The 22,074-nt window shown below is 43.8% G+C and carries 21 protein-coding genes and 2 pseudogenes; 13 read left to right on the top strand and 10 right to left on the bottom strand.

Annotation, left to right across the window (positions count from 1 at the left end):
- On the top strand, positions 1-246 hold a 246-nt coding region (locus L1D11_RS21240; RefSeq protein WP_239833705.1), incomplete at its 5' end, for a transposase.
- Here L1D11_RS21240 and L1D11_RS21235 read toward each other — a convergent pair.
- Positions 220-1,299 (bottom strand): annotated as a pseudogene (locus L1D11_RS21235) (hypothetical protein); the annotation flags it as partial. The gene L1D11_RS21240 and the pseudogene L1D11_RS21235 overlap by 27 nt on opposite strands.
- A 393-nt stretch (positions 1,300-1,692) precedes the next feature.
- Here L1D11_RS21235 and L1D11_RS21230 point away from each other — a divergent pair.
- Positions 1,693-2,060, top strand: a pseudogene (locus L1D11_RS21230) (IS4 family transposase); the annotation flags it as partial.
- A 67-nt stretch (positions 2,061-2,127) separates the two neighbouring features.
- Here the strand turns inward: L1D11_RS21230 and L1D11_RS21225 are convergent.
- Complete coding sequence (locus L1D11_RS21225; protein ID WP_239832776.1) at positions 2,128-2,925, bottom strand: Cof-type HAD-IIB family hydrolase; 798 nt, start codon at positions 2,923-2,925, stop codon at positions 2,128-2,130.
- Positions 2,926-3,002: 77 nt separating this feature from the next.
- On the bottom strand, positions 3,003-3,575 hold the full coding sequence (locus L1D11_RS21220) for a TetR/AcrR family transcriptional regulator (RefSeq protein WP_239832775.1): 573 nt from the start codon (positions 3,573-3,575) through the stop codon (positions 3,003-3,005).
- A 127-nt stretch (positions 3,576-3,702) separates the two neighbouring features.
- Here L1D11_RS21220 and L1D11_RS21215 point away from each other — a divergent pair, with 127 nt between their 5' ends.
- The 3 genes from L1D11_RS21215 (at position 3,703) to arsB (ending at position 5,904) form a co-directional block, all read left to right on the top strand.
- Positions 3,703-4,218 (top strand): HPP family protein, encoded by a 516-nt coding sequence (locus L1D11_RS21215; RefSeq protein WP_239832774.1) that lies wholly within the window; start codon positions 3,703-3,705, stop codon positions 4,216-4,218.
- 179 nt (positions 4,219-4,397) lie between these two features.
- Positions 4,398-4,739, top strand: a complete 342-nt coding sequence (locus L1D11_RS21210) for a metalloregulator ArsR/SmtB family transcription factor (RefSeq protein ID WP_239832773.1) — start codon at positions 4,398-4,400, stop codon at positions 4,737-4,739.
- A gap of 109 nt (positions 4,740-4,848) precedes the next feature.
- Positions 4,849-5,904 carry an ACR3 family arsenite efflux transporter gene (gene arsB, locus L1D11_RS21205; protein ID WP_239832772.1) on the top strand — a complete coding sequence of 352 codons (1,056 nt, stop codon included), beginning with the start codon at positions 4,849-4,851 and terminating at the stop codon, positions 5,902-5,904.
- A gap of 92 nt (positions 5,905-5,996) precedes the next feature.
- On the opposite strand, the gene L1D11_RS21200 is transcribed toward arsB, so the two are convergent.
- Complete coding sequence (locus tag L1D11_RS21200) at positions 5,997-6,884, bottom strand: LysR family transcriptional regulator (RefSeq protein ID WP_239832771.1); 888 nt, start codon at positions 6,882-6,884, stop codon at positions 5,997-5,999.
- Between the two features lie 111 nt (positions 6,885-6,995).
- Between L1D11_RS21200 and L1D11_RS21195 the strand changes: the two genes are divergently transcribed.
- From L1D11_RS21195 to L1D11_RS21170, 6 genes are all read left to right on the top strand, one after another.
- Positions 6,996-7,427 (top strand): PACE efflux transporter, encoded by a 432-nt coding sequence (locus L1D11_RS21195; RefSeq protein ID WP_239832769.1) that lies wholly within the window; start codon positions 6,996-6,998, stop codon positions 7,425-7,427.
- A gap of 450 nt (positions 7,428-7,877) precedes the next feature.
- Positions 7,878-8,729, top strand: a complete 852-nt coding sequence (locus L1D11_RS21190) for an MIP/aquaporin family protein (RefSeq protein WP_239832768.1) — start codon at positions 7,878-7,880, stop codon at positions 8,727-8,729.
- 58 nt (positions 8,730-8,787) lie between these two features.
- Entirely contained in the window at positions 8,788-10,308 is a 1,521-nt protein-coding gene (gene glpK, locus L1D11_RS21185; RefSeq protein WP_239832766.1) for a glycerol kinase GlpK, read from the top strand.
- A gap of 260 nt (positions 10,309-10,568) precedes the next feature.
- Entirely contained in the window at positions 10,569-11,363 is a 795-nt protein-coding gene (locus L1D11_RS21180) for a DeoR/GlpR family transcriptional regulator (RefSeq protein ID WP_239832765.1), read from the top strand.
- Between the two features lie 284 nt (positions 11,364-11,647).
- Positions 11,648-13,207 (top strand): glycerol-3-phosphate dehydrogenase, encoded by a 1,560-nt coding sequence (gene glpD / locus L1D11_RS21175; RefSeq protein WP_239832764.1) that lies wholly within the window; start codon positions 11,648-11,650, stop codon positions 13,205-13,207.
- A gap of 295 nt (positions 13,208-13,502) precedes the next feature.
- Complete coding sequence (locus tag L1D11_RS21170) at positions 13,503-14,312, top strand: SDR family NAD(P)-dependent oxidoreductase (RefSeq protein ID WP_239832762.1); 810 nt, start codon at positions 13,503-13,505, stop codon at positions 14,310-14,312.
- Positions 14,313-14,403: 91 nt separating this feature from the next.
- On the opposite strand, the gene L1D11_RS21165 is transcribed toward L1D11_RS21170, so the two are convergent.
- From L1D11_RS21165 to L1D11_RS21150, 4 genes are all read right to left on the bottom strand, one after another.
- Positions 14,404-15,300 (bottom strand): LysR family transcriptional regulator, encoded by an 897-nt coding sequence (locus L1D11_RS21165; protein ID WP_239832761.1) that lies wholly within the window; start codon positions 15,298-15,300, stop codon positions 14,404-14,406.
- A 169-nt stretch (positions 15,301-15,469) separates the two neighbouring features.
- Positions 15,470-15,706, bottom strand: coding sequence for a YdcH family protein (locus tag L1D11_RS21160; RefSeq protein WP_239832758.1), 237 nt, complete (start codon positions 15,704-15,706; stop codon positions 15,470-15,472).
- A 297-nt stretch (positions 15,707-16,003) separates the two neighbouring features.
- On the bottom strand, positions 16,004-16,876 hold the full coding sequence (locus L1D11_RS21155; protein ID WP_239832757.1) for a radical SAM protein: 873 nt from the start codon (positions 16,874-16,876) through the stop codon (positions 16,004-16,006).
- A 197-nt stretch (positions 16,877-17,073) separates the two neighbouring features.
- Entirely contained in the window at positions 17,074-17,460 is a 387-nt protein-coding gene (locus L1D11_RS21150) for a hypothetical protein (protein WP_239832756.1), read from the bottom strand.
- 514 nt (positions 17,461-17,974) lie between these two features.
- On the opposite strand from L1D11_RS21150, the gene nfsA reads away from it, so the two are divergent.
- Complete coding sequence (gene nfsA, locus L1D11_RS21145; RefSeq protein WP_239832755.1) at positions 17,975-18,697, top strand: oxygen-insensitive NADPH nitroreductase; 723 nt, start codon at positions 17,975-17,977, stop codon at positions 18,695-18,697.
- A gap of 105 nt (positions 18,698-18,802) precedes the next feature.
- On the opposite strand, the gene L1D11_RS21140 is transcribed toward nfsA, so the two are convergent.
- Both L1D11_RS21140 and L1D11_RS21135 read right to left on the bottom strand, forming a co-directional pair.
- A complete protein-coding gene (locus L1D11_RS21140; protein ID WP_239832754.1) occupies positions 18,803-20,332 on the bottom strand; it encodes a phospholipase D family protein in 1,530 nt (509 codons plus the stop codon).
- A gap of 205 nt (positions 20,333-20,537) precedes the next feature.
- Entirely contained in the window at positions 20,538-21,107 is a 570-nt protein-coding gene (locus L1D11_RS21135; protein ID WP_239832753.1) for a TetR/AcrR family transcriptional regulator, read from the bottom strand.
- Positions 21,108-21,200: 93 nt separating this feature from the next.
- Between L1D11_RS21135 and L1D11_RS21130 the strand changes: the two genes are divergently transcribed.
- Positions 21,201-21,734 carry a dihydrofolate reductase family protein gene (locus L1D11_RS21130; RefSeq protein WP_239832751.1) on the top strand — a complete coding sequence of 178 codons (534 nt, stop codon included), beginning with the start codon at positions 21,201-21,203 and terminating at the stop codon, positions 21,732-21,734.
- The last annotated feature ends 340 nt before the right edge of the window (positions 21,735-22,074 follow it).

Below are 22,074 nucleotides of genomic sequence, written 5' to 3'. Positions count from 1 at the left end.
GGGCTCTGGGAGGTGTGGTGGGCACAAGTACAGGAGAGTGGAATTAAGCCATTGCAAGAGTTCGCACGAAAACTGAGTCCTTATCTTCACGGCATTATCGCATCGGCAAGTTATCCGCTTAACACATGCACATTGGAAGGGATAAACAACAAGATAAAACTAATCAAGCGAATGGGATATGGGTATCGAGATACAGACTACTTCTTCTTGAAGATAAAAGCGGCTTTCCCCGGAAAGCCGCGATGAACCATTTTTATTGGTGCGATTGTTATATTCACTTTGTGATAAATAGTTATCTCGGTTAAGGTCGGCCGAAACATCAAAGCCACTGATCTTTCGCCATTGGCTAATAACACTGCCGTCAGGTGCAGCCTCGGGAGCATTAGTAAACCGAACCACTGGAAAACTGTTTTTTAGCTTTACATCTTTAAGACGCGGCCTGTCATCGACGTTATCACCTTGCCAACGGATTCTCGCCACATACAAACGGCCACCGTCGCGCAAAAAAGTAGACCCAAAGTATGGTCCCCCACCATAACTAGCACCGCTGCCATCGTGTGTGGTTACTCTCACCCAATCAGAAGGAACATCCCATAACAAAGTTTGATCCTTTCGCATATTTAGGGTTCTGCCTGTCTTTAAATCCAGCCTTTTCCATTGCGTTACTCTACCGTAGGTATCCAAATCGGCTGGGTATTCCAGCCAAAACTGACCGCCAACTGCCAACTGAGAGAATTCCAATGTCAGCCTATCGAACTGCTCGGCATGATACACATAAAGTGCACCACCTTGTTCGAAGTTTTCAAACACATCGATATCCCATGGAGGGTCCTGATAAAGCCAAAAACCAGCATGATCGTCGCTTGTAGTATAACCGACGATCATAGGTTTGCGATTTAGCAGAGTATTTTCACCGTGGGTGTTATCGACTTCTGCTAGCACTGTGTCTTCAGAAAAATGGAGAAAGAAATCTTCAAAATTGACGCCATGTAATTCTGCGTTATTACGAAGTTCGTTCTCCAACCAACCCGAATTAAGTTCCAACTTTTGACTATACATGTAACCGATTGCCATTGCTCGCTTATTATCGACTTTATCCGCATAAGAGCCAAATACGATGTCACTATTCGCAATTTCCCAATCAATAACATCACGTTCAGACATGGGAGCGCCACTTAAATCAACCCCCTGATGATGTAACCCGGGTAATACAATTGCAGTACCAGCCGCCAAAGAATCACTAGCGTTCAGGTATGACGGAATCTGTGCTAGTAACCATAAAATATAGAAGTTCTTCATTCAACCTTCCTAATCGACACTTTATAAAATCAAAAAAACTGTTTAAAATCAACAGTTTAAAAAATATCAGAATAACAAAGAACGAAAAGAGTATCGTCTACAACTGTTCATTGTTCAAGCGTTAAGCCCCCCAGTTAGACTTAATGCCTATCGTTTAAGAAGACTTGAACGATCTTGCAGTTAGCAGATAATCCCCATCAACAACGATGACGGGGATTTTTATGCTTGAACAAAAATTAGCAATGACACGCGAGACCATTGAATGTTCAGATTGATTCACGCTGACGTCTAGGTGAAAGCCCATTAGCGGATTTGTGTCACACTACGGTTAAGGCTTGGCACGGAGATATCTTTGAACAAGATAAAGACTTAGGGCTTAATGTTCTTGCTGTGGATGGAACAATATATGGTGAAATTAAACAGACTCAACTGCAAAGTCACGTCACTTTACGAAATCGTTTTTCTGCCAGTGTGAAGTAAGAGCTTTTGGGCGTATTACTTGCCTATAACTTAGTGCGATTATAGATGGTTAAGATAGCTTCAGAAGCCGGGGGTCGAGCGACTAAAGTCAGTTTTACCGCCGCAATTAACCTTATTGATACGCAGTTATGTTGGTTAAGATGGAACCCTACCTGTAAAACTGAAAAAGATGAGAGAAAGTTTGAGCCACTTCATTCTTCCAGAATAAAAGAAAGGACCGAACGTTTCCACGTTCAGTCCTTTTTGTACCAGCAAAACATCCTTTTAAATTCAATCAGTAATGCTTATCCGAACGGCATTATATTGATGAGCAGGTTTTCAATAATTCTTAATAAAGCAAAAAAAGAACTACGCTAATAATTTCTCCAGCACTTGGAACACACCTGCATCGACGTTACTTGGCGCACCAAAACGAGCAATCTCTTTCAGTTTTGGATGTGCATTTTCCATAGCATATGAGTGGTAGCTTTCTTTAAGCATCTCGTAATCGTTTAGGTAGTCGCCAAAGCTCATGGTCTGTTCGTAAGTGAAACCTAGTCTGTTCTGGAGATGCTTAATTGCCGCCCCTTTTGAAGCCTCAGCATTCATCACATCCAACCAAATTTTCGCACTCACAACCACTTGATAATCCTCACCAAACTTGGCGTTGATGCTTGGGTTCACTTTTTCTTGCGAACCATCAAAGTGGCAAATAGCAACCTTGATAAACTCATCCTCAACGGCCAACAGGTCTTCTACTTGCTCGCGACGATGGTAGTACTTAGAGATTTCTTCTAGAGCACGCTCGTCTTTGGTTTCGATGTATGCCGATTTCTTACCACACAGCACCACATGTGCACCTTCGATAGCACGCGCTTCTTTGATGATGTCTTTGATGGCATCAGTATCTAGCAAGCAGCTGTATAGCTCTTGGCCTTTGTGCATCACCAATGTGCCGTTTTCAGCAACAAACATCATGCGATCTTTAATAGGAGCAAAAGTTTCCATCAAGCTGTAATACTGGCGACCCGATGCCGCAGCAAAAATAATGTCTTGAGCTTCTAGTCGCTCGTAAAGGCTAAAGAATTCAGGGTCTAACTTTCCGTGTTCATTAAGCAGAGTGCCGTCCATATCAGCAGCGATAAATTTGATGTTCTGTTGTGGCATTTCAGAGCTTACCTATAAGTATAAATAAAATTGTAAATTATGATTTTCGTTATCTTGTGTAACGGTTCTGCGTTCGATTATATCGCTAGAGTAGCCAGTGAGTGCAATGCTTTTCGGTAAGCTTCTTTGTTTGAATCTAAGCTTAAATCTATTGCTCCAAATTCACGTCTTACAATCAGCCCTTCGATGAACGTCATAACCGATTCCGTTCGGCGATCAAGCGTTGCATCGCCTGCTTCTTCGCCACTAGTTATCACGTTGTGAATCGTGTTCTTGAGCCAAATCTTGTGTTTCTGTGAGAGCGTCGCAATGTCATCTTCTGACTCTTTAAATTCAGCGAGCGCATGCATGAACATGCAACCTTTGAAGTCTGGTTGTTCGAACCATGCAAAATGCCAATCTAAAAGCGCACCCAATTGGTGTTGTAATCCAGAAGTGGATGCAAGTGCCGCCTCTAAACTCGACTCAAAACGCTGATGACGCCTTTCCAACACCGCTTCAATCAGCTTGGTTTTAGAACCAAAGTGGCGATACATGGATGTCTTAGAAACCGCTGCTTCATCCCGGATCATATCCACCCCAACAGCGGTATAACCAAACTGATTAAACAAAGACTCAGCCACATCCAAGATTAGTTCTTTCTTACTCATCCTATCTACTCGTTCAATTAAGGTCGCAAAATTTCACGTTGTAAAGAGTGTACAGATCTGTATTATTCAAATCAAATAGTACAGATCTGTACACCTTTATTTTCTACTCAAAGGCGAGGAGTTCGTGATGATACAAAAACTAATCGGTGGAGGAGAACTACCTCCAAAGGCAACATTGAGCCAACTACTGAAAGGCTTTATCGGTGGTACGGTAGGCATATTGATCTTGTGTTTACTTGCTGAGCAGTCACAAGTGCCTTGGTTAATGGCACCGTTTGGCGCGACTTGTGTGCTGTTGTTTGCGGTACCAACCTCGCCGCTCGCTCAACCACGCAACATTATTGCGGGTCATTTCATTTCAGCGGCAGTCGGACTCGCAGCGCTGTATGGTTTCGGTGATTCTTATCTAGTGGTGTCGGTGGCAGTGGGTAGCGCGATATTTTTGATGCAGTACTTTCGAGCGGTTCATCCACCAGCAGGCGCCAACCCGATTGTCATCGCGTTAGCAGGCACATCACTTGTCGATTGGACCTTCTTGTTTACGCCTGTTCTAGTAGGCAGTATCACGCTCGTTTTGGTTGGCGCTATGCTCAATAACACCTCGACACAACAACGGTGGCCGCTGTATTGGGTAGGAAAGTAGAGCTGATCACTTATCTCTAACTCGAGCAGTAATCGCTAAATTGACCTTAATCATGAATGTGAATATTGCATGCTTGATGTTTAAGTTACGCGACTTTTAAAATTCACATTGACCGCTAAAAGAAATAGGCTTACTATTAATCGTCTTTTAACGATTGGAATTAAGTGAGCCACCTAAGTATGACTGCAACATGCCAAGCAACAGAAAGCTGTTCTCTATCTCTTCCGCCGAGTAACGCAGAAGCAGAAAAAGAAATGGCAGCGTTAGCAAAAGCACTCGCGCATCCAGCTCGAATTCGCATACTTAGCATCTTGTCTGCACTAGAAAAGTCAGGCGGCTGCTTAAACAGTGATCTGGTGAGTGAATTAGGTTTAGCTCAATCAACAGTGTCAGAACACTTAAGAATATTAAAAAACTCAGGCTTCATTACCGCTGAGTCAATTCCGCCAAAGATGTGTTACCGCATCGACCGCGAAAATATTCAACGCTTCGAATCGGTATTTAACAGCATTTTAAAATAGAAGTTCACGCTTGAATGATTGGCTTTGATAGCCTTTAATTTCAAGCGTGTTTTTTTGCCACAATTAATCGCTTTTCGACGATTTACGATATCAACAAAGAGAGATTATCATGAAACCAAAGTTAGGTTTTCTAGATCGCTACTTAACACTATGGATCTTCATCGCCATGGGCCTTGGTGTACTTCTGGGTACCCTATTCCCACAGATCGAACAGTGGAACGATTCAATGTCTGTTGGCACCACCAACATTCCACTTGCTATAGGCCTTATCTTAATGATGTACCCACCTCTAGCTAAGGTTAACTACAACCTGCTAGGCACTGTGGTAAAAGATAAGAAAGCCATCAAGCTGTCTTTGATCATGAACTGGTTTGTTGGCCCAATTCTAATGTTCGTATTGGCACTAACTTTCTTGGGTGACCATCCTGGTTACATGGTTGGCGTGATCCTGATTGGTCTTGCTCGTTGTGTGGCAATGGTTCTAGTTTGGAACGACATCGGTGGCGGTAACAAAGAATACGGTGCCGCATTGGTTGCTCTGAACAGTGCCTTCCAAGTGGTTAGCTACAGCTTTATGGCATGGTTGTTCATCAGCGTTCTTCCTCCGGTATTCGGTTACGAAGGTATGCTGGTTGATATCTCAATGATCGATATTGCACACAGCGTGCTTATCTACTTAGGTATCCCATTCTTAGCAGGCTTCCTGAGCCGTAAGATCCTTGTGTCGATGAAAGGTGAGCAATGGTACACCGAGGTGTTCATTCCGCGCATTTCTCCAATGACGCTAATTGCATTGCTAGCAACTATCATTTTGATGTTCAGTCTGAAAGGTGAAATGATTGTTGAACTGCCAATGGACGTTCTATTAATTGCGGTTCCACTGACTATCTACTTCACTGCGATGTTCTTCATCAGTTTCTTCATCGGTAAGAAGATGGGCATTGAGTATGATAAGAACGCATCAATTGCATTTACAGCAACGGGTAACAACTTTGAATTAGCTATTGCGGTTGCAATCTCTGTATTCGGTATCAACTCAGATCAAGCATTTGCAGGCGTTATTGGGCCGCTGATTGAAGTACCTGTGCTGATTTACCTAGTGAACGTTGCACTTAAGATGAAAGACAAGTACTACAACGGTCTAACAGTGAAATCTGCGAACTAAAAAATTACATATCGCTTTAAACAGAAAGGCTCACAAATTACTTTGTGAGCCTTTTCTTTATTCTAGTTCATCCAATTTAAGTCTCATCTAGCTTATGTTTCGTCTAATAGGCCTTTCAATGCTTGTTCAAGCCATAGCAATGCTGGCCCTTTCGAGCGTGTTTTCGATAAAACCAAATCAACCGGAGGCGACCATGTTTTGTGATCAAACGAGACATTAATCTCCACTAAGCGCTGCTTATTCAGCTCCTCTTCGACAAGGTGTTTGGGTAAGTACGCCCACCCTATATCACTGCCTAGCACCATCTCTTTGATCACAATAAAACTGTTCGACCACCATACCTTGCCCGCTATAAGTGGAAACTGATCCATCGTCTTACCTTTATCACCCCTCAGCATGAGCTGACGATGTGGCAGCAAATCCGACAATTTTGCTACACCCGTTTTGGCTAGCTTGTGGCTTGGATGACACACAGCAACAAACGGCAAATGCCCAATAAAGCAAGGTTCAGAACCGACATCAAAAGCCAAGTTGGTGAACATCAAACCAAGGTCTGCTTTCTCTTCAACCACGAAGGGATTCACTTCTGTTGTGGTACAAGCGATCAACTCAACCTCAGTCGCAGGGAAATGTTGGCTGAATTCACTTAGGATTCTGGATAGATTGGGGACCAACAAGGAGTCATCCAATGCGATTTTGATAAGCCCTTCTTCGCCAGTTCCTATCGCGTTAACGGAAGCATTGAGGTCTTCAACCTGAAGTACGATTGCTTTCACTTGTTTAAACAGTTGCTCCCCTTCTTTCGTCAGCGAAGGTTTGCGAGTCGAGCGATCAAATAACTCGACATTGAAATCTATTTCAAGATTGCTGATGCCTTGACTTACCGCCGATTGCACCTTGCCCAAATGGCGAGCACTTGCTGAGAAAGAACCCAGTTCTACTGCGTAAACGAACATTTTAAGTTGTTCAATGTTATACATGCCACCAACCTATTATCACCATTAGTGATAGTTACTATCTTTTTATAATCATAAATAAAGATAATATACCTTTCAAACAGCGAATATAGATTCAACAGAAAGAGAAAGTACATGTCACACAAAGAACGAATTCTACATATGGTGCTATTTGAAGTGTTCGCACTGATCATTATGGCGGGGCTAGCAACCTACATTACTGGTAATGGAGCCGGGGAAATGGCGGGGTTAGCACTTGCGATGTCGCTTATAGCAATGACTTGGAACTACGTCTACAACTACGGCTACGACAAAATCTTCGGGGCAGACAGAACAAAACGAACTAAGAAAACACGAGTTTTACACGGATTGGGATTTGAACTTGGTTTAATGACAATAACGCTGCCAGTCTTGATGTGGGTGTTAAAGCTCGATTTTCTAACCGTATTGATTATGGACATCGGCCTAGTCATTTTCTTTGTACTCTACGCTATCGGATTTAACTGGGCGTACGATTCAGTAAGAAACTACTTTGTTACACAAGGAAAAGTTAGCGCTCTCAATTAATTCACCGATTCGCTCAAATATCAACACTGAGTGATAAACAAAACGAATTGCCAGATTCAGTATGGATCTGGCATTTTTTGTCATAGTTTAAGTACATCCTTGTTTGTTAACGCTTTTCCAACATTTGAGAACACGGACAAGTCCAGAAGATCCAAGTTTAATAAACCACCACTCGCGAATCATCATCACAAATCCAGTCATCAACTCCTCGTACCAGTTGTGCGTCTGCTTACATACAGGTACTTTTAGCGATCTCAAGGGACATACATTCGCGTAATAGCGTCCATACAAGCTTCTTTTTCGAGCAAAAGTGTTCGGTTTAACATTTCAAGCCAGTTTAATTAACAATTTCATGCTCAAACGCTCATTTTTAATGTTCGTTTATTTTCGTGTTCGCAAATTTATGCACAATACGCGAGCTAGATAAGCAAAAATAACAAGGACTCGAACATGACAACAAACAAACAACCTTCTTTATTTGGGCAGTGCCTCGCCGAATTTATCGGCACAGGACTACTCATATTCTTTGGCGTTGGCTGTGTGGCTGCACTGGTATTAACAGGTGCGACATTCGGACAATGGGAAATCAGCATTATCTGGGGCTTCGGTGTTGCGATTGCAATTTACTGTACTGCCGGCGTTTCAGGCGCACACATCAACCCAGCGGTAACGATTGCACTGGCCATGTTCCATGGCTTTGATAAAGCGAAAGTGGTGCCTTACATCATTTCGCAACTGCTTGGTGCATTCTGCTCTGCTGCGCTGGTATACAGCCTGTACAGCAACCTATTTACTGATTACGAAATCGCACATAACTTTGTTCGTAGCAGCCAAGACGCACTATCAACAGCAGGTATTTTCTCAACATACCCACATGCTTCACTCTCTTTCTTTGGCGCTTTTGCTGTGGAATTTGTGATTACTGCTGTTTTGATGTTCGCTATCTTAGCATTAGGTGATGAAAACAACGGCGCATCTCGCGGTGCAATGAATCCTCTACTGATCGGTATTCTTATCGCAGTAATTGGTGGTTCTTTAGGTCCACTGACTGGCTTTGCGATGAACCCTGCTCGTGACTTCGGGCCAAAACTTTTTGCTTACTTTGCAGGTTGGGATTTCGCACTAAGCGGTGCTCGTGATATTCCTTACTTCATCGTTCCAATTCTTGCTCCAATTGCTGGTGCGTGTTTTGGTGGTTGGTTGTACCCGCGTGTTATCGGTGCTCACCTACCAGTGGAAGGCCATGGCTGCACAATTCCAAACCAATGTGAAACAGAAGAAGCTGAACAAGCTCAAGCTTAACCCCAAGCGACCTTACATTTACTAAAATATAAATAACGGAACAAAAAGGATTCTTACCATGACCGAGCAAAAATACATTGTTGCCCTAGACCAAGGCACTACAAGCTCTCGCGCTGTAATCCTCGACCACGATGCAAACATCGTTAGCTCTTCTCAAAGAGAATTCACTCAGATTTACCCTAAAGCAGGTTGGGTTGAGCACGATCCAATGGAAATCTGGGCAACTCAAAGCTCTACATTGGTTGAAGCACTTGCTAAAGCAGGCATTCGCAGCGATGAGCTAGCGGGTATTGGTATCACTAACCAACGTGAAACCACCATTGTTTGGAACAAAGAAACTGGCAAACCGGTTTACAACGCAATCGTATGGCAGTGTCGCCGTACAGCAGATATCTGTGAAGACCTTAAGGCGCGTGGCCTAGAAGACTACGTACGTGACAATACAGGCTTAGTCCTTGACCCGTATTTCTCAGGTACCAAAGTAAAATGGATTCTAGACAACGTTGAAGGCGCTCGTGAAGACGCTGAAGCAGGCAAGCTGTTGTTCGGTACGGTTGATACTTGGTTGGTTTGGAAAATGACTCAAGGCCGTGTACACGTTACGGATTACACTAACGCATCACGTACTATGTTGTTTAACATCAATGATCTATGCTGGGACAGCAAGCTACTAGAGGAGATGGGTATTCCAGCATCAATGATGCCTGAAGTGAAACGCTCTTCTGAAGTTTACGGCCAAACGAACCTTGGTGGTAAAGGTGGTACTCGTATTCCAATCGCTGGTATTGCGGGTGACCAACAAGCAGCGCTTTACGGTCAAATGTGTGTTGAAGCTGGTCAAGCGAAAAACACATACGGCACGGGCTGTTTCCTACTGATGAATACAGGCCAAGAGAAAGTAACATCGAAGAACGGCCTTTTAACGACATTAGCGTGTGGTCCTAAAGGCGAACCAGCTTACGCACTTGAAGGTGCGGTATTCATGGGTGGCGCATCTATCCAATGGCTACGTGATGAAATGAAGCTACTGGCTGGCGCAGAAGACTCTGAGTACTTCGCAACTAAAGTAGATACGTCAAACGGTGTTTACGTTGTACCTGCATTTACTGGTCTAGGCGCACCATACTGGGATGCTTACGCTCGCGGTACGATTGTTGGTCTAACTCGTGGCGTTAACTCTAACCATATCATCCGTGCAACACTGGAAGGTATTGCTTACCAAACTCGTGACGTATTGGATGCGATGCAAGCGGACTCAGGCATCAAACTCGCAAACCTCCGTGTTGATGGCGGCGCAGTAGCGAACAACTTCTTAATGCAGTTCCAATCTGACGTGCTAGATACAGAAGTTCACCGTCCTGAAGTAACTGAAGTAACAGCTCTGGGTGCAGCGTACCTTGCGGGTCTAGCGGTTGGTTTCTGGGACAGCATCGATGAGCTTCAAGACAAAGCAGTACTAGACCGTACGTTCCTACCACACCACGATGAAGAAAAACGTAACGGCCGTTACAAAGGTTGGAAGCGTGCTATCAAGTGTGCACAAGTTTGGTCTGAACTGCACGATGACGACGAAGAGTGAAATCGAGCGTTCGAATAATCACTCTCTTATCGATTGAATTGTTCGTTCCTCAGTAAACGAAACTAAAAAGAGCACTATTTTGTGCTCTTTTTTGCGTTTGAGGCCTTTTTTTCATGTTTTGATCAACGTTTTTGCGGTTTAGACATAATTCCTTACCATCATTACTTCTCTCTCAGTATCAATTCGAGCACAATAGCGCGAGGTAATATTTAGAATTAAGTGCGCTAAAACATTGCAGCGCGCAGGGAGTGGTAAGTTAAGTGAAGCAAATACCAAGACACCAGCAGATTGTAGACCTGGTAAAAACACAAGGATATGTTAGCACCGAAGAGCTCGTAGAGAGGTTCGATGTTAGCCCACAAACCATCAGACGAGACCTCAATGAACTGGCTGATAGCAACAAAATCCGTCGTTATCACGGTGGTGCAACCATTCCTCTTAGCTCAGAAAACACCTCTTACAACACGCGTAAAGCGCTTAACTTCAATGAAAAAGATGTGATTGCCGACGAGCTGGTAAAACATATTCCAGATGGCGCAACCTTGTTCGTTGATATCGGCACTACGCCAGAATCCGTGGCACGTGCGCTGAACAAGAACCACAAACAACTCAGAGTTGTGACCAACAACATTAACGTGGCAAGTATCCTGCTACCAAATCCAGAGATAAAAGTTATCTTGGCGGGTGGCGAGGTAAGAAACCGTGATGGCGGTATCGTGGGTGAAGCAACACTGGATTTCGTGAAGCAGTTCCGCCTCGACTTCGGCATTCTAGGGATCAGCGGTATCGACTTTGACGGCTCACTGCTTGATTTTGACTACCATGAAGTTCGAGTGAAGCAAGCCATCATCGAAAACAGCCGCAGCATCTTCCTGGCAGTCGACCACAGTAAGTTTGGTCGTAACGCAATGGTGAAGCTGGGTAACATCTCTCAAGCACACATGGTATTCACTAATAAACAACCACCAGAAGAGATCCTGAACATCCTCAAGGATTCATCGATCCCACTGGAAGTTATCGAGACCGCTGCTCAACCACTAGCGTCAGAAGAATAAAAACGTTCAGAAATCTGTTCATTAAAAGAGCCCATTATTGATAGATCACTTTATCGATGATGGGCTTTTTTGTTACTTAGAAAGTCGCACTTGAACATGATCAGTATCAGTTCTATGTTCGAATAAGAGTTATTTTGAACCTTCGGTGTCATAATCGAAGGTTTTTTTATGCGCAAATCACATAAAACGCGCATAAACGAAAATAATAAATGACCGCAAACGAAAGTTAATATAGGATTCAATTATGTTCTAAAATGCTCGTTCGCTCAGAAAGAGGTCAAACCATGAGTGCTCAAAAAACTAATTCAATCAATAGTACATCTTCAACTCTAGACTTAATCGTTATTGGCGGCGGCATCAATGGTGCGGGTATCGCGGCAGATGCTGCTGGTCGTGGTCTAAACGTTGGTTTATACGAAGCAAATGATTTCGCCTCTGCGACGTCTTCTGCAAGTTCAAAGCTTATCCACGGTGGCTTACGTTACCTTGAACATTACGAGTTTCGTTTAGTTTCGGAAGCACTCGCAGAACGAGAAGTGTTGCTGAGAAAAGCGCCTCATGTTGCACAACCAATGCGTTTCCGTTTACCGCACCGACCATTTTTACGCCCGGCTTGGATGATCCGCTGTGGCCTGTTCCTTTACGATAACTTAGGTAAACGTACGACTCTTCCTGGTAGCAAAACGGTGAACTTGGCTCAATCAGGTTTGCTGAAACCTGAAATGAAAACCGGTTTCGAATACTCAGACTGCTGGGTCGATGATGCGCGTATGGTGCTACTGAACGTGTTGGCTGCGAAAGAAAACAACGCAGAAGTACGCAACTACTGCCGAGTTGAAAAAGCACACCGTGAAGGCGACATTTGGCATGTAACGATTCTTGATGTGATGACAAACCAACGTTTTGAGCGCAAAGCGAAAGCATTGGTCAACGCAGCTGGCCCTTGGGTGAAACAGTTCTTTGATGATGGTTTAGAGCAAACCTCACCACGTAATATTCGCCTAATCAAAGGATCACACATTGTGGTACCGCGTGTTCACGACGAACCACAAGCGTACATTCTACAAAACAAAGATAATCGCATCGTGTTCATGATCCCTTACCTAGATAAGTTCTCGATCATCGGCACAACCGATCTTGAATACAAAGGCGATCCTCGCGAAGTGGCTATCGACGATGTAGAAGTTGATTACTTGATTGATATCGTTAACCAGCATTTTGTTAAGCAACTAGAGCGTGACGATGTAGTGTGGACATACAGTGGCGTAAGACCGCTTTGTGATGATGAATCTGACTCGCCACAAGCGATCACTCGTGACTACACACTGGAGCTGGATGCAGAAATGGATCAAGCACCGCTGCTATCTATCTTTGGTGGCAAGTTAACGACTTATCGTAAACTCGGTGAAGCGGCACTGAACAAGCTAGAACCTTACCTGAAACACATGGGTGCACCTTGGACAGCTAACGACACGCTACCGGGTGGTAACTTCAGCTGCAGCCGCGAACAGCTTGCAGCAATGATGCACACTAAATACCCTTGGGCATCAGAAGCTCTGCTACTTCGTTACGTGACCCAATTTGGTACTTACACATGGGACCTACTTGAAGGCGCTACGTGTGAAGCGGACCTTGGCATCCAGTTCTCAAGCGAAGCACACGGTGTTTACCAAGCTGAGATTGATTACTTGATCAACCAAGAGATGGCAATGACAGACGAAGACATCTTATGGCGCAGAACCAAGCTTGGCTTGTACATGAGCGAATCTGAGCAACAAGCATTGTCTGATTACTTAAAAGAGAAGCTACAACGTAAAGTGGTAAGCTTTTCTCAAGTAGGCTAACTCCACCAGCCAACAAGCACAGTTCAATAACCTGATTAATAACCAAGCTTAGCGTCCCCCACGCTAAGCTTTTTTATTATTTGTCCCCGCTATTTGCTTTCAATTACTTACACTTCAGTAACCGTCACTCAGCCCAGATCGCCCCATTACCCTCTTCTATTTTCAACAAAAACTAAATAGTGTTTTATCAAATGGGTTAATTATAAACTTTACGAAATGTTGCTATTCTTTATCTCAACGAAGTAATTCATTCAAAACGCTCGCGATGTCAGCGCTTTAATAAGGAATCTATTCCATGCAAAAAGTCATTCTGATCACAGGCTCTACCGACGGTATCGGCTTCGAAACAGCAAAAGTACTCGTTCAGCAAGGACACAACGTTTTATTGCATGGACGTAACCCAAGCAAACTTAAAGGCGTTGAACAGCAACTTATCACTCTCTCTAAGGAAGCGAAGATCCAAAGCTACGTGGCTGATCTGTCCATTCTGGCAGATGTTGATGCGCTGGCTGACGAAGTGATTGCCGAGCACGAGAAAGTTGATGTATTAATCAACAACGCGGGTGTATTCAATACTCCAAACCCAATCACCAAAGACGGTTTAGATGTTCGTTTTGCTGTAAACACAGTATCGCCGTATCACCTGACCAAACGCCTATTGCCAGTATTAGATTCATCGAGCCGTGTAGTGAACTTATCGTCGGCTGCGCAAGCGGCAGTGAACATCGAAGCACTAGAAGGGAAAAAGCCACTTTCTGATGGCGATGCTTACGCGCAAAGCAAACTTGCAATCACCATGTGGACACGTGAGATGGCAAAAGAACTAGCTTCTACAGGGCCAATGGTTGTTGCTGTTAACCCAGCCTCTTTATTGGGTAGTAAGATGGTAAAAGACGCCTACGGCATTGCGGGCGGCGATCTGAACATTGGTTCTGACATTCTCGTTCGTGCGTCACTCTCTGACGAATTCGCACAAGCTGGCGGTCAATATTTTGATAATGACAACAACACTTTTGCTAACCCACACCCAGATGCGCTATACGGTGACAAAGCACAACGAGTTGTCGCAAAAATAGAAGAGATTATCGCTACAACACTTTCTTAAGTCAGCTATATATCGGTGATTTGATGATTCTAAGAAAAAGCCCTGCATTTTTATGATTTGACATAATGATGCAGGGCTTTGTCGTTCAATCTCAGTCTTGTTCCCAATACGGCGGGTTACCGTAGTAGTCCGAGAAGTAATCAATAAACGCTCTCACTTTGGGAGCCAGCAGCCTAGTACTTGGATACACCGCCCAGATCGCGGGCTCTGAGGTGAGTGGGTAATCTTCCAGCACTTGAATCAGCTGACCACTTTTCATTTGCTCATACGCACACCAATTCGACGTCACTGTGATGCCAAGCCCGCCTACTGCGGCATCACGCAATGCCTCACCGTTATCTGCCCTAAAAGATCCTATCGCCTTAATCGTTTTCGGTCCGTTTTCAGTATGAAAGATCCAGTTTTCTAAGCCAATCAAGCTAATACATTGATGGTCGTTAAGGTCTTGAGGCGTGGCAGGCTTACCATATTTAATGAGATAATCTGGCGATGCACATACGACTCGTTTATCTGTTGCAAGCTTACGAGCAATCAGAGTCGAATCCTTTAATTCAGAGATTCTAATTGCGATATCGAAACCGCCTTCCACAAGATCGACCACGGAATCTGACATTCTGAAATCGACTTTTAATCCTGGGTATCGCTCGAGGAACCCAGGTAATGCCGGTATTAAGTGCAAACGTCCAAATGAAGCAGAGGCAGTAACACGCAGCGTTCCGGTTGGTGAATCACTACCGATTCCAACCGCAGATTTCGCTGCATCGACACTCGACAAGACTTCTTCGGCATGAGGTAGAAATGCTTCTCCCTCTTCAGTTAGTGACACTTTACGAGTGGTTCGATGCACCAAGCGAACACCTAAATTCTCTTCCAATTTACTGATGTGCGAACTAGCAACTGCGGGAGATAAACCCAACTCTTGGCCGGCCATGCTGATGTTATGTGTGGACGCTAAACGAACAAACAATTTGAGGTGTTCAATGTTCATGTGATTACCAACAGAATCTTAAAAATCATATCACTATAACCCACATTATGCGTCATTCTACTAACAATACAACATATGCAGCCCCTTGGATGACATTCAGATAATCGGAGCCAAAAAGAAAAAACTCCCGAAGGAGTTTTTACTGTCCATATCTAAAATCTGTCGTTCATTAGCTGTTCAAGCGAGCATATAGCGCATCTTTCAGTACAGAACGGTCGTGCTTAAGTTGGTGCATTGAGCCATCATCAATGGGTGAATCTTTCAGCTCAAGTTTACGAATCTCTTTATCAAGGTTGTCGTATGTCTTCATGTCTGTTGCAAAGCCATCATCAGTTTTAGCAAGCTCAGCAATTTTGTCTTTCATTTCAGGAAATTCGCGAACAAGAGAGTGATTTTCACCTAGCATAGAAACCTCTTAAGTTGATTAAAGTGATTGGTATTACACATTCATTATTAACCTTAGCAAGGGACTCAAATAACAAATGAGATCCAGAACACAGCATAGAATATAGACAATTTAGATTCACAAATTTACAACATCCCCCTACAAGATCGAGGGTGTTAAATTGAATTGCCTCAGTAACGATATAGGCTCACGAGAATCATGAATTCTCCTAAGCACTACTCTTATCGTATTGGCTTTAAACCCCACTGACAGATATCCGTTTTGAGTAAGACCTGTCAGCTGTCAGCTGTCAGCTACCTACCAGACAAAAGTTTGAATCACGCTATCCTTCGCCATTGGATTAGATGTGATCGCATGATTCACCTTGGCTAGGAACTGCTCTCTGGAATCAAGTAGGAAGCCTTTCTGAGTCACGATGTTGTTACCGTGATCACCCCAATAGAAAGTATCGATATTAAGGTTCTCGAGTAAGTATTTTTCCTCTTCTAAGATCTGAAGTTGAGTGGGCATGATGAACGTACCATCATTAACTTGTTGCTCCAAAACGGTTCCTGGCTGTATTGCTAACGCCATTGGCGCTATTTGCTCAGGTTTCATGATATTCAGCAACCTTGTTGTCTCAACAATGTGCTCGCGGCAACGTTCACGACCGCCGAGTCCGAATATAAACGACAGCAGAGTTTCGATACCTGCATCTTTTGCCAGTGCTATGCCCTCAATCGCTTGCTCTGGTGTCATACGCTTTTTGATATTATCGAGCACAACAGGATCACCAGACTCAAGGCCCGCATACGCCATGCTTAACCCTGCACTTTTCAGCTCTTTAAGCTCACTCAAGCTCTTCCTACGGAAATCATTCAAACCACTATAGAGGGATATTTTTCTACTTTCAGGAAAGGTGTGACGAAGCTTATCCAAGACCTTAAGCAGATAATCCGTACGAGCCGCCATCACATTGCCATCGATAAGAAAAATCGACTCAACGTAAGGATAGATTAGGCGCGCTTCTTCAATATCTTTAAACACGTCTTCAATATCGCGAACCTTATATCGCTTATCGCTGAACATATTACAAAACGTGCACGTGTTGATGCTGCAACCTAGTGTGGTTTGAATAAGAATGCTCTTCGCCTCTATCCATGGACGATATACTTTTCCCTCATATTTCATATTAGTCTCTCCGGTCTACAAGCACTGAGCGTGCTTGAATACACCAAAGCGTATCAACGTCAGCATTCGTTGATAACCCACAATATAGTCGAATCAGTTTTTAGATTTTAAATAAAATACCCTCACCAGATGGAGAGGGTATTAATGTACTATTGATAGAAGAGGAGCTTTAATCTCAATGTGAGATGAGTAATAACCTACTGCTTAGATTCATATAATTTTGTTGGGACTTCGGTTTCACAACGCTCAAGGTCATAATCTTGGGTCGTGCCACTATTACCTTGGAATCGAATTCTCACGATCATGCCTCTATCAACAAACCAACGAAGGTTTTGGCAAGAGTAACGATAGCTCGATTCCAAAATATGCACGGTTGACCATCGAGAATTGCCCGGTAATGACTTAACATAATAAATCACGCCATTTTCTGTAATCGTCATTCCTTTTATATCGCTTAGGTGTTCAATAGCGGTATCAATTGTTTCTTGATCTGCTGTTGGTTGTAACTCTTCAATTGGGACACTCAAACAGCCAGAAAGAGCCGTTGCTGACAAACAAGCCAAAAAAATAGATTTCAATTTCATTTTATTCCCATTCAATTACACAGCCAAAATAACGCTAGAGCGAGATTCTATTCACAATATAAATGAATGTGTATTGGTATATCTACTAATTTATAGAAAGTGTGATACAAAGTGCTTATTCACTTGGTTTGGGGCTTTCTAAAAGAAGAAAATAACTCGTAACGCACTTTCAGAAAAATCAGTGGCTACATAAAAGCTAAATACTTTAACGACATATCAATGTGGTACTATTGAATCTGTGTGGCGCACACTCCATTGAAGCGTTCATTTTTCACTACGGCTAACTATATCAACAAAGACCAGAGGGAATTGCTCAACTGGCACATGAAAATATGCTCCCATGGCGTTCGCCCGCGTATGTGCATTATAGTCGACACGTATACAGCCAGTCTTTGAACGCAAAAAAATCCAAGTTCAAAAACAAATAAGTTACGGAGTTAAAGGTTTACCCCACTAATAAATGTCGTTATGGTGATTTGTAATACATCATAAAAACAAGGACAGTCAGAGCGCTATGAACAGCACGATTGAGACCATTTTGGGGCATCGCTCCATTCGTCAATATACCGATCAACCAATTGAGAAAGAGCACCTCGATTTAATTGTCCAGGCAGGCCTCGCCGCGTCATCATCAAGCTTATTGCAAGCTGTTTCTATCATCAGAGTGACAGACAGAGAGAAGCGTAAACTGCTAGCGGAATACGCTGGCAACCAGCCTTATGTGGAAAGTGCTGCTGAGTTTTTGGTGTTCTGTATCGACTATCAACGCCACGCTCAGATTAACCCTGAAGTAAAAACCGACTTTACAGAGCTAACTCTGATTGGCGCGGTCGATTCTGGCATTATGGCGCAGAACTGTATCCTAGCAGCGGAGTCATTGGGATTAGGTGGCGTATACATTGGTGGCTTGCGTAATAGCGCTCAACAGGTTGATGAGCTTTTAGAACTTCCACAGCATACTGCCGTGCTATTCGGTATGTGTTTAGGTCACCCTGCGCAGCAGCCTGAGATAAAACCCCGCCTTCCTGCTCATGTGGTGATGCACGAAAACCAATACCAACCATTGAGCCTAGATGAAATCGCAAGCTATGACGATTCAATGCAGATCTACTACGCCAACCGCTCAAGTAACCAAAAGCAAAGCAGTTGGTCACAGCAGATCACACAGAAACTCTCTGGTGAATCTCGCCCACATATTTTGCCGTACTTGAACAGTAAGCAACTGACTAAGAGATAGCGTTCAAGACCCAGCTCAGATAAACAAGCTATCTTTCCATCATCACAAACAAAAATGTCAGCGTATTATGCGCTGACATTTTTCATTATTCTGAGGTCGACTCTCTTAGAGGTATTTCTCTATCGGGAGAAGCTGTAGGAAGCCTGATTGCATGCGCTCCCACTTACCGGTTTCTGGTTCGCTGTCCCAACTTTGCTCACCTGAATACCAATACACATCACCATCTTCTAGCTCCAAACGCCAACTGTTGTCTTCGCTCATTGCCTGTTCGATAGTTTCAGCTAGCGTTTCAGCAATCGCTTTGTTTTCGATGATTAACACCGACTCCGTATTTAAGTAAGTCGAACGCAGGTTGAAGTTGAATGAACCAATACTCGCAATACTGCGGTCAAATACCACTGATTTAGCATGCAGACCATAAGCCGTCTCTGGCGCACATTTAGACACGTCTTGAGTAGATGCTTCACACAACTTGGAATCTGGCTTTAGCTCGAACAGGTCGATTCCATGCTCTAACATATCGTAGCGTCTGCCCGCGTAAGCAGAGTGGTTAGTAACCAAGTCATTTGACGCCATTGAGTTGGTCAGTGCCTTTATCTCAACGCCTTCGTTATTCAACGTTTGCCACTCTTCTAATTGGCCATCATCAAATACCAAGTAAGCCGACTCAAGCAAGATCTCTTGTGTTGATTCACTGGCTAACTGCCCTAACAGAACCGCCGTTGCTTTGGGTTCATCAGTATTGTCTGAATCGACAGGTACAGGGCGATCGTAAGCAAAACGAGCGTTCACCCAAGTCATCTCATCAAGAGCCTTTTTCAGCAGGTTATCTGCCGATTCACGATTTAATGGTAACTCTGGGTAATTTTTGTATTGCGGAACCGTTATGTCGTCAATCTTTGAAAGATCCGGTTGCTCTTCGTCACCCAACATAGCGACAGGATAAGACCAACGGCTGTCCCAGTATTCAATAAAGCTGGTTTGGATCGTGGTAACAACGGTACCCATCACCAAGACATCACGATCGCGGAAGTTGATCTCGTCAGAAAGGTCAAAGTATTCATCACCAATATTACGTCCACCCACCACAGACAAGGTGCCATCAACAGTGAACGATTTATTGTGCATGCGACGGTTTAAACGAGAGAAATCACCAAGGAAGCTCAACCACTTACTGAAACCACGGCGCGTTGGTGTTGGGTTGAAGATTCGGATCTCAACATTCGGGTGAGCGTCGAGTGCTGATAATAGCCCTTCACGCTCATTGAGGTTGATGTCATCCAGCATCACTCGAACCTTAACACCACGATCAGCAGCTGCTAACAATCGGCTAGCGAGATACTTGCCCGATTCATCCGAGTTCCAGATGTAATATTGAATATCGATGGTGTGCTCTGCACTTTCAACCAGTGCCAAGCGCTGAGCTAAAGCGTCCCAACCGGATTCTTGTAAACGAACGGCAGTCGTCGCCTGCTCTGATGCGGGTTGATATTCATCCGCCAAAACCGATAAAACGCTTGGTCCATAAGAGGTGTACGGTTCTGCCGGGTGATCGATGCCTTCAGGCAGTGAAGAACAGCCGCCGAGTACAGCGACGAGTAATAAGGTTAAGCTGATGCGTTGGAGCACAGGCATGTATTGGACTTCCTTTTCACGGTGAGGTCTTTGAATTGGCCTCGACAACTTTTCAACGACCAAGTTATTCGAGGTTATTCATTGATTATTACTGCTAAATCCAGAAATTTATAGGTAATTATCCAGTATAAGTAAAACTTAGCGACTTCATCATGGGAACACAGTACCGAATTCACCTATTCAGGCATCAATACGGACTACAAGGTCACGACGTTTTCAGTTGTTCGATACCCAAGCAATAAAGGCCTAAAGGCTTTCTCACCATCTCAACCGTAATCGCTGTTCTATCCGGGTTACAGTTCAATGCAAGCGCATAGCCATGCAAATAGTCTACTAGCAAATGAAGGGCATCTTCGGATTGCTCTAATGTGAGATTCAACGGGCTCACTACCGCTTCAAAGCGCTCACTAAATACCTCAACGGGCCCAAGCGATTTCATCGTCAGCAAAGTTTCTAATAGCCCACGGTAGTCGTTCAACACTGAAAGATAGCTCACGCTAAGCTGATACAGGTTCTCTTGCCACACTTGGTTTTGCTCAGGCTGTGCCACTTCACCTACCAATGAGACAGTGATCGACTCCAATAGATCATTTTTGTTTTTGAAGTAATGGTAGATCGCCATCGCATCGACACCGAGTTCTGTGGCTAACCCTCTGATACTTGGAACTTTACCGCCTTCACGCATCATGCCCTTTGCCGTATCTAAGATCTTTTCGGCACTCAGTTGACTTGATCCACTCTTTGGTCGACCTCGTTTTTGATCCTTGACAGTCATAACACCACCTCTTAAACTTATTTTCTACACTGTAGAATATTTTAGTTTAATACAGCGTAAATGCCAAGTTCCTGTTCAATTTCGGAGTTAATAATGTCAAATATTGTCTTTATCGGTACGAGTCTTGATGGTTACATTGCAGACAAAAACGGTCGTCTAGATTGGTTACAAGCCATCCCAAATCCAGAGTGTGATGACATGGGGTACAACGCCCATATCGATCGTATCGATGCTTTGGTAATGGGGCGAAACACAATGGATATGGTGCTGAGCTTCGGTATTGATTGGCCTTACACAAAACCGGTTTATGTTTTGAGTAACACGTTAACTGAAGTGCCTAAAGAGGTTGAAGGTAAAGTGTTCTTAATAAAGGGCGAACTCACTCAGATCATCGAAGACCTCAACAGCAAAGGCCTTAACAATCTGTATATTGATGGCGGTGTGACCATTCAAAACTTCCTGAAAGAAGACCTGGTTGATGAACTGATTATCTCGACGCTCCCTGTGGTTCTTGGTGGTGGCGCTCCGCTATTTGGGGATTTAGTCTCGCCTCTCGACTTTACGCTGAAAAGTGTCACCACTTACCTCGATCAGATCGTAACCACTCACTATTTACGTAAGCGTTAAACTATTGTTCGCATAAAGGTTATGTCCCGATCAACACTGAATGAGTGCACACATTAACAAACAACAAAAAGCCCGTTCAGAACACCTGAACGGGCTTTTTTATGGTTCATCGCGGATTAGCGGGAACTAAAAACAAAAAAAAACGGTAGTAAGTGATAGGGTTTAGTCGCCAAACAAAAATCATACACAAACTACCGTTTCCATGCCGAATCATACTTTCCTATCTTCATTCTGGGAAGGCTTTAAAATAGTAAAGTCTCACCAGACAGCATCACTTATTACCCTGACTCTTAAACCTAACTCTGAGGCGAAATGCCCTTGTGGTCTTGAGGCCGAGGCT

This window comes from Vibrio sp. Isolate32 (assembly GCF_022397955.1).
In the GTDB taxonomy this organism is placed as follows: Bacteria; Pseudomonadota; Gammaproteobacteria; order Enterobacterales; family Vibrionaceae; genus Vibrio.
The sequence above is the reverse complement of the archived record's forward strand: the minus strand, read 5'-3'. Positions and strand labels throughout refer to the sequence as shown.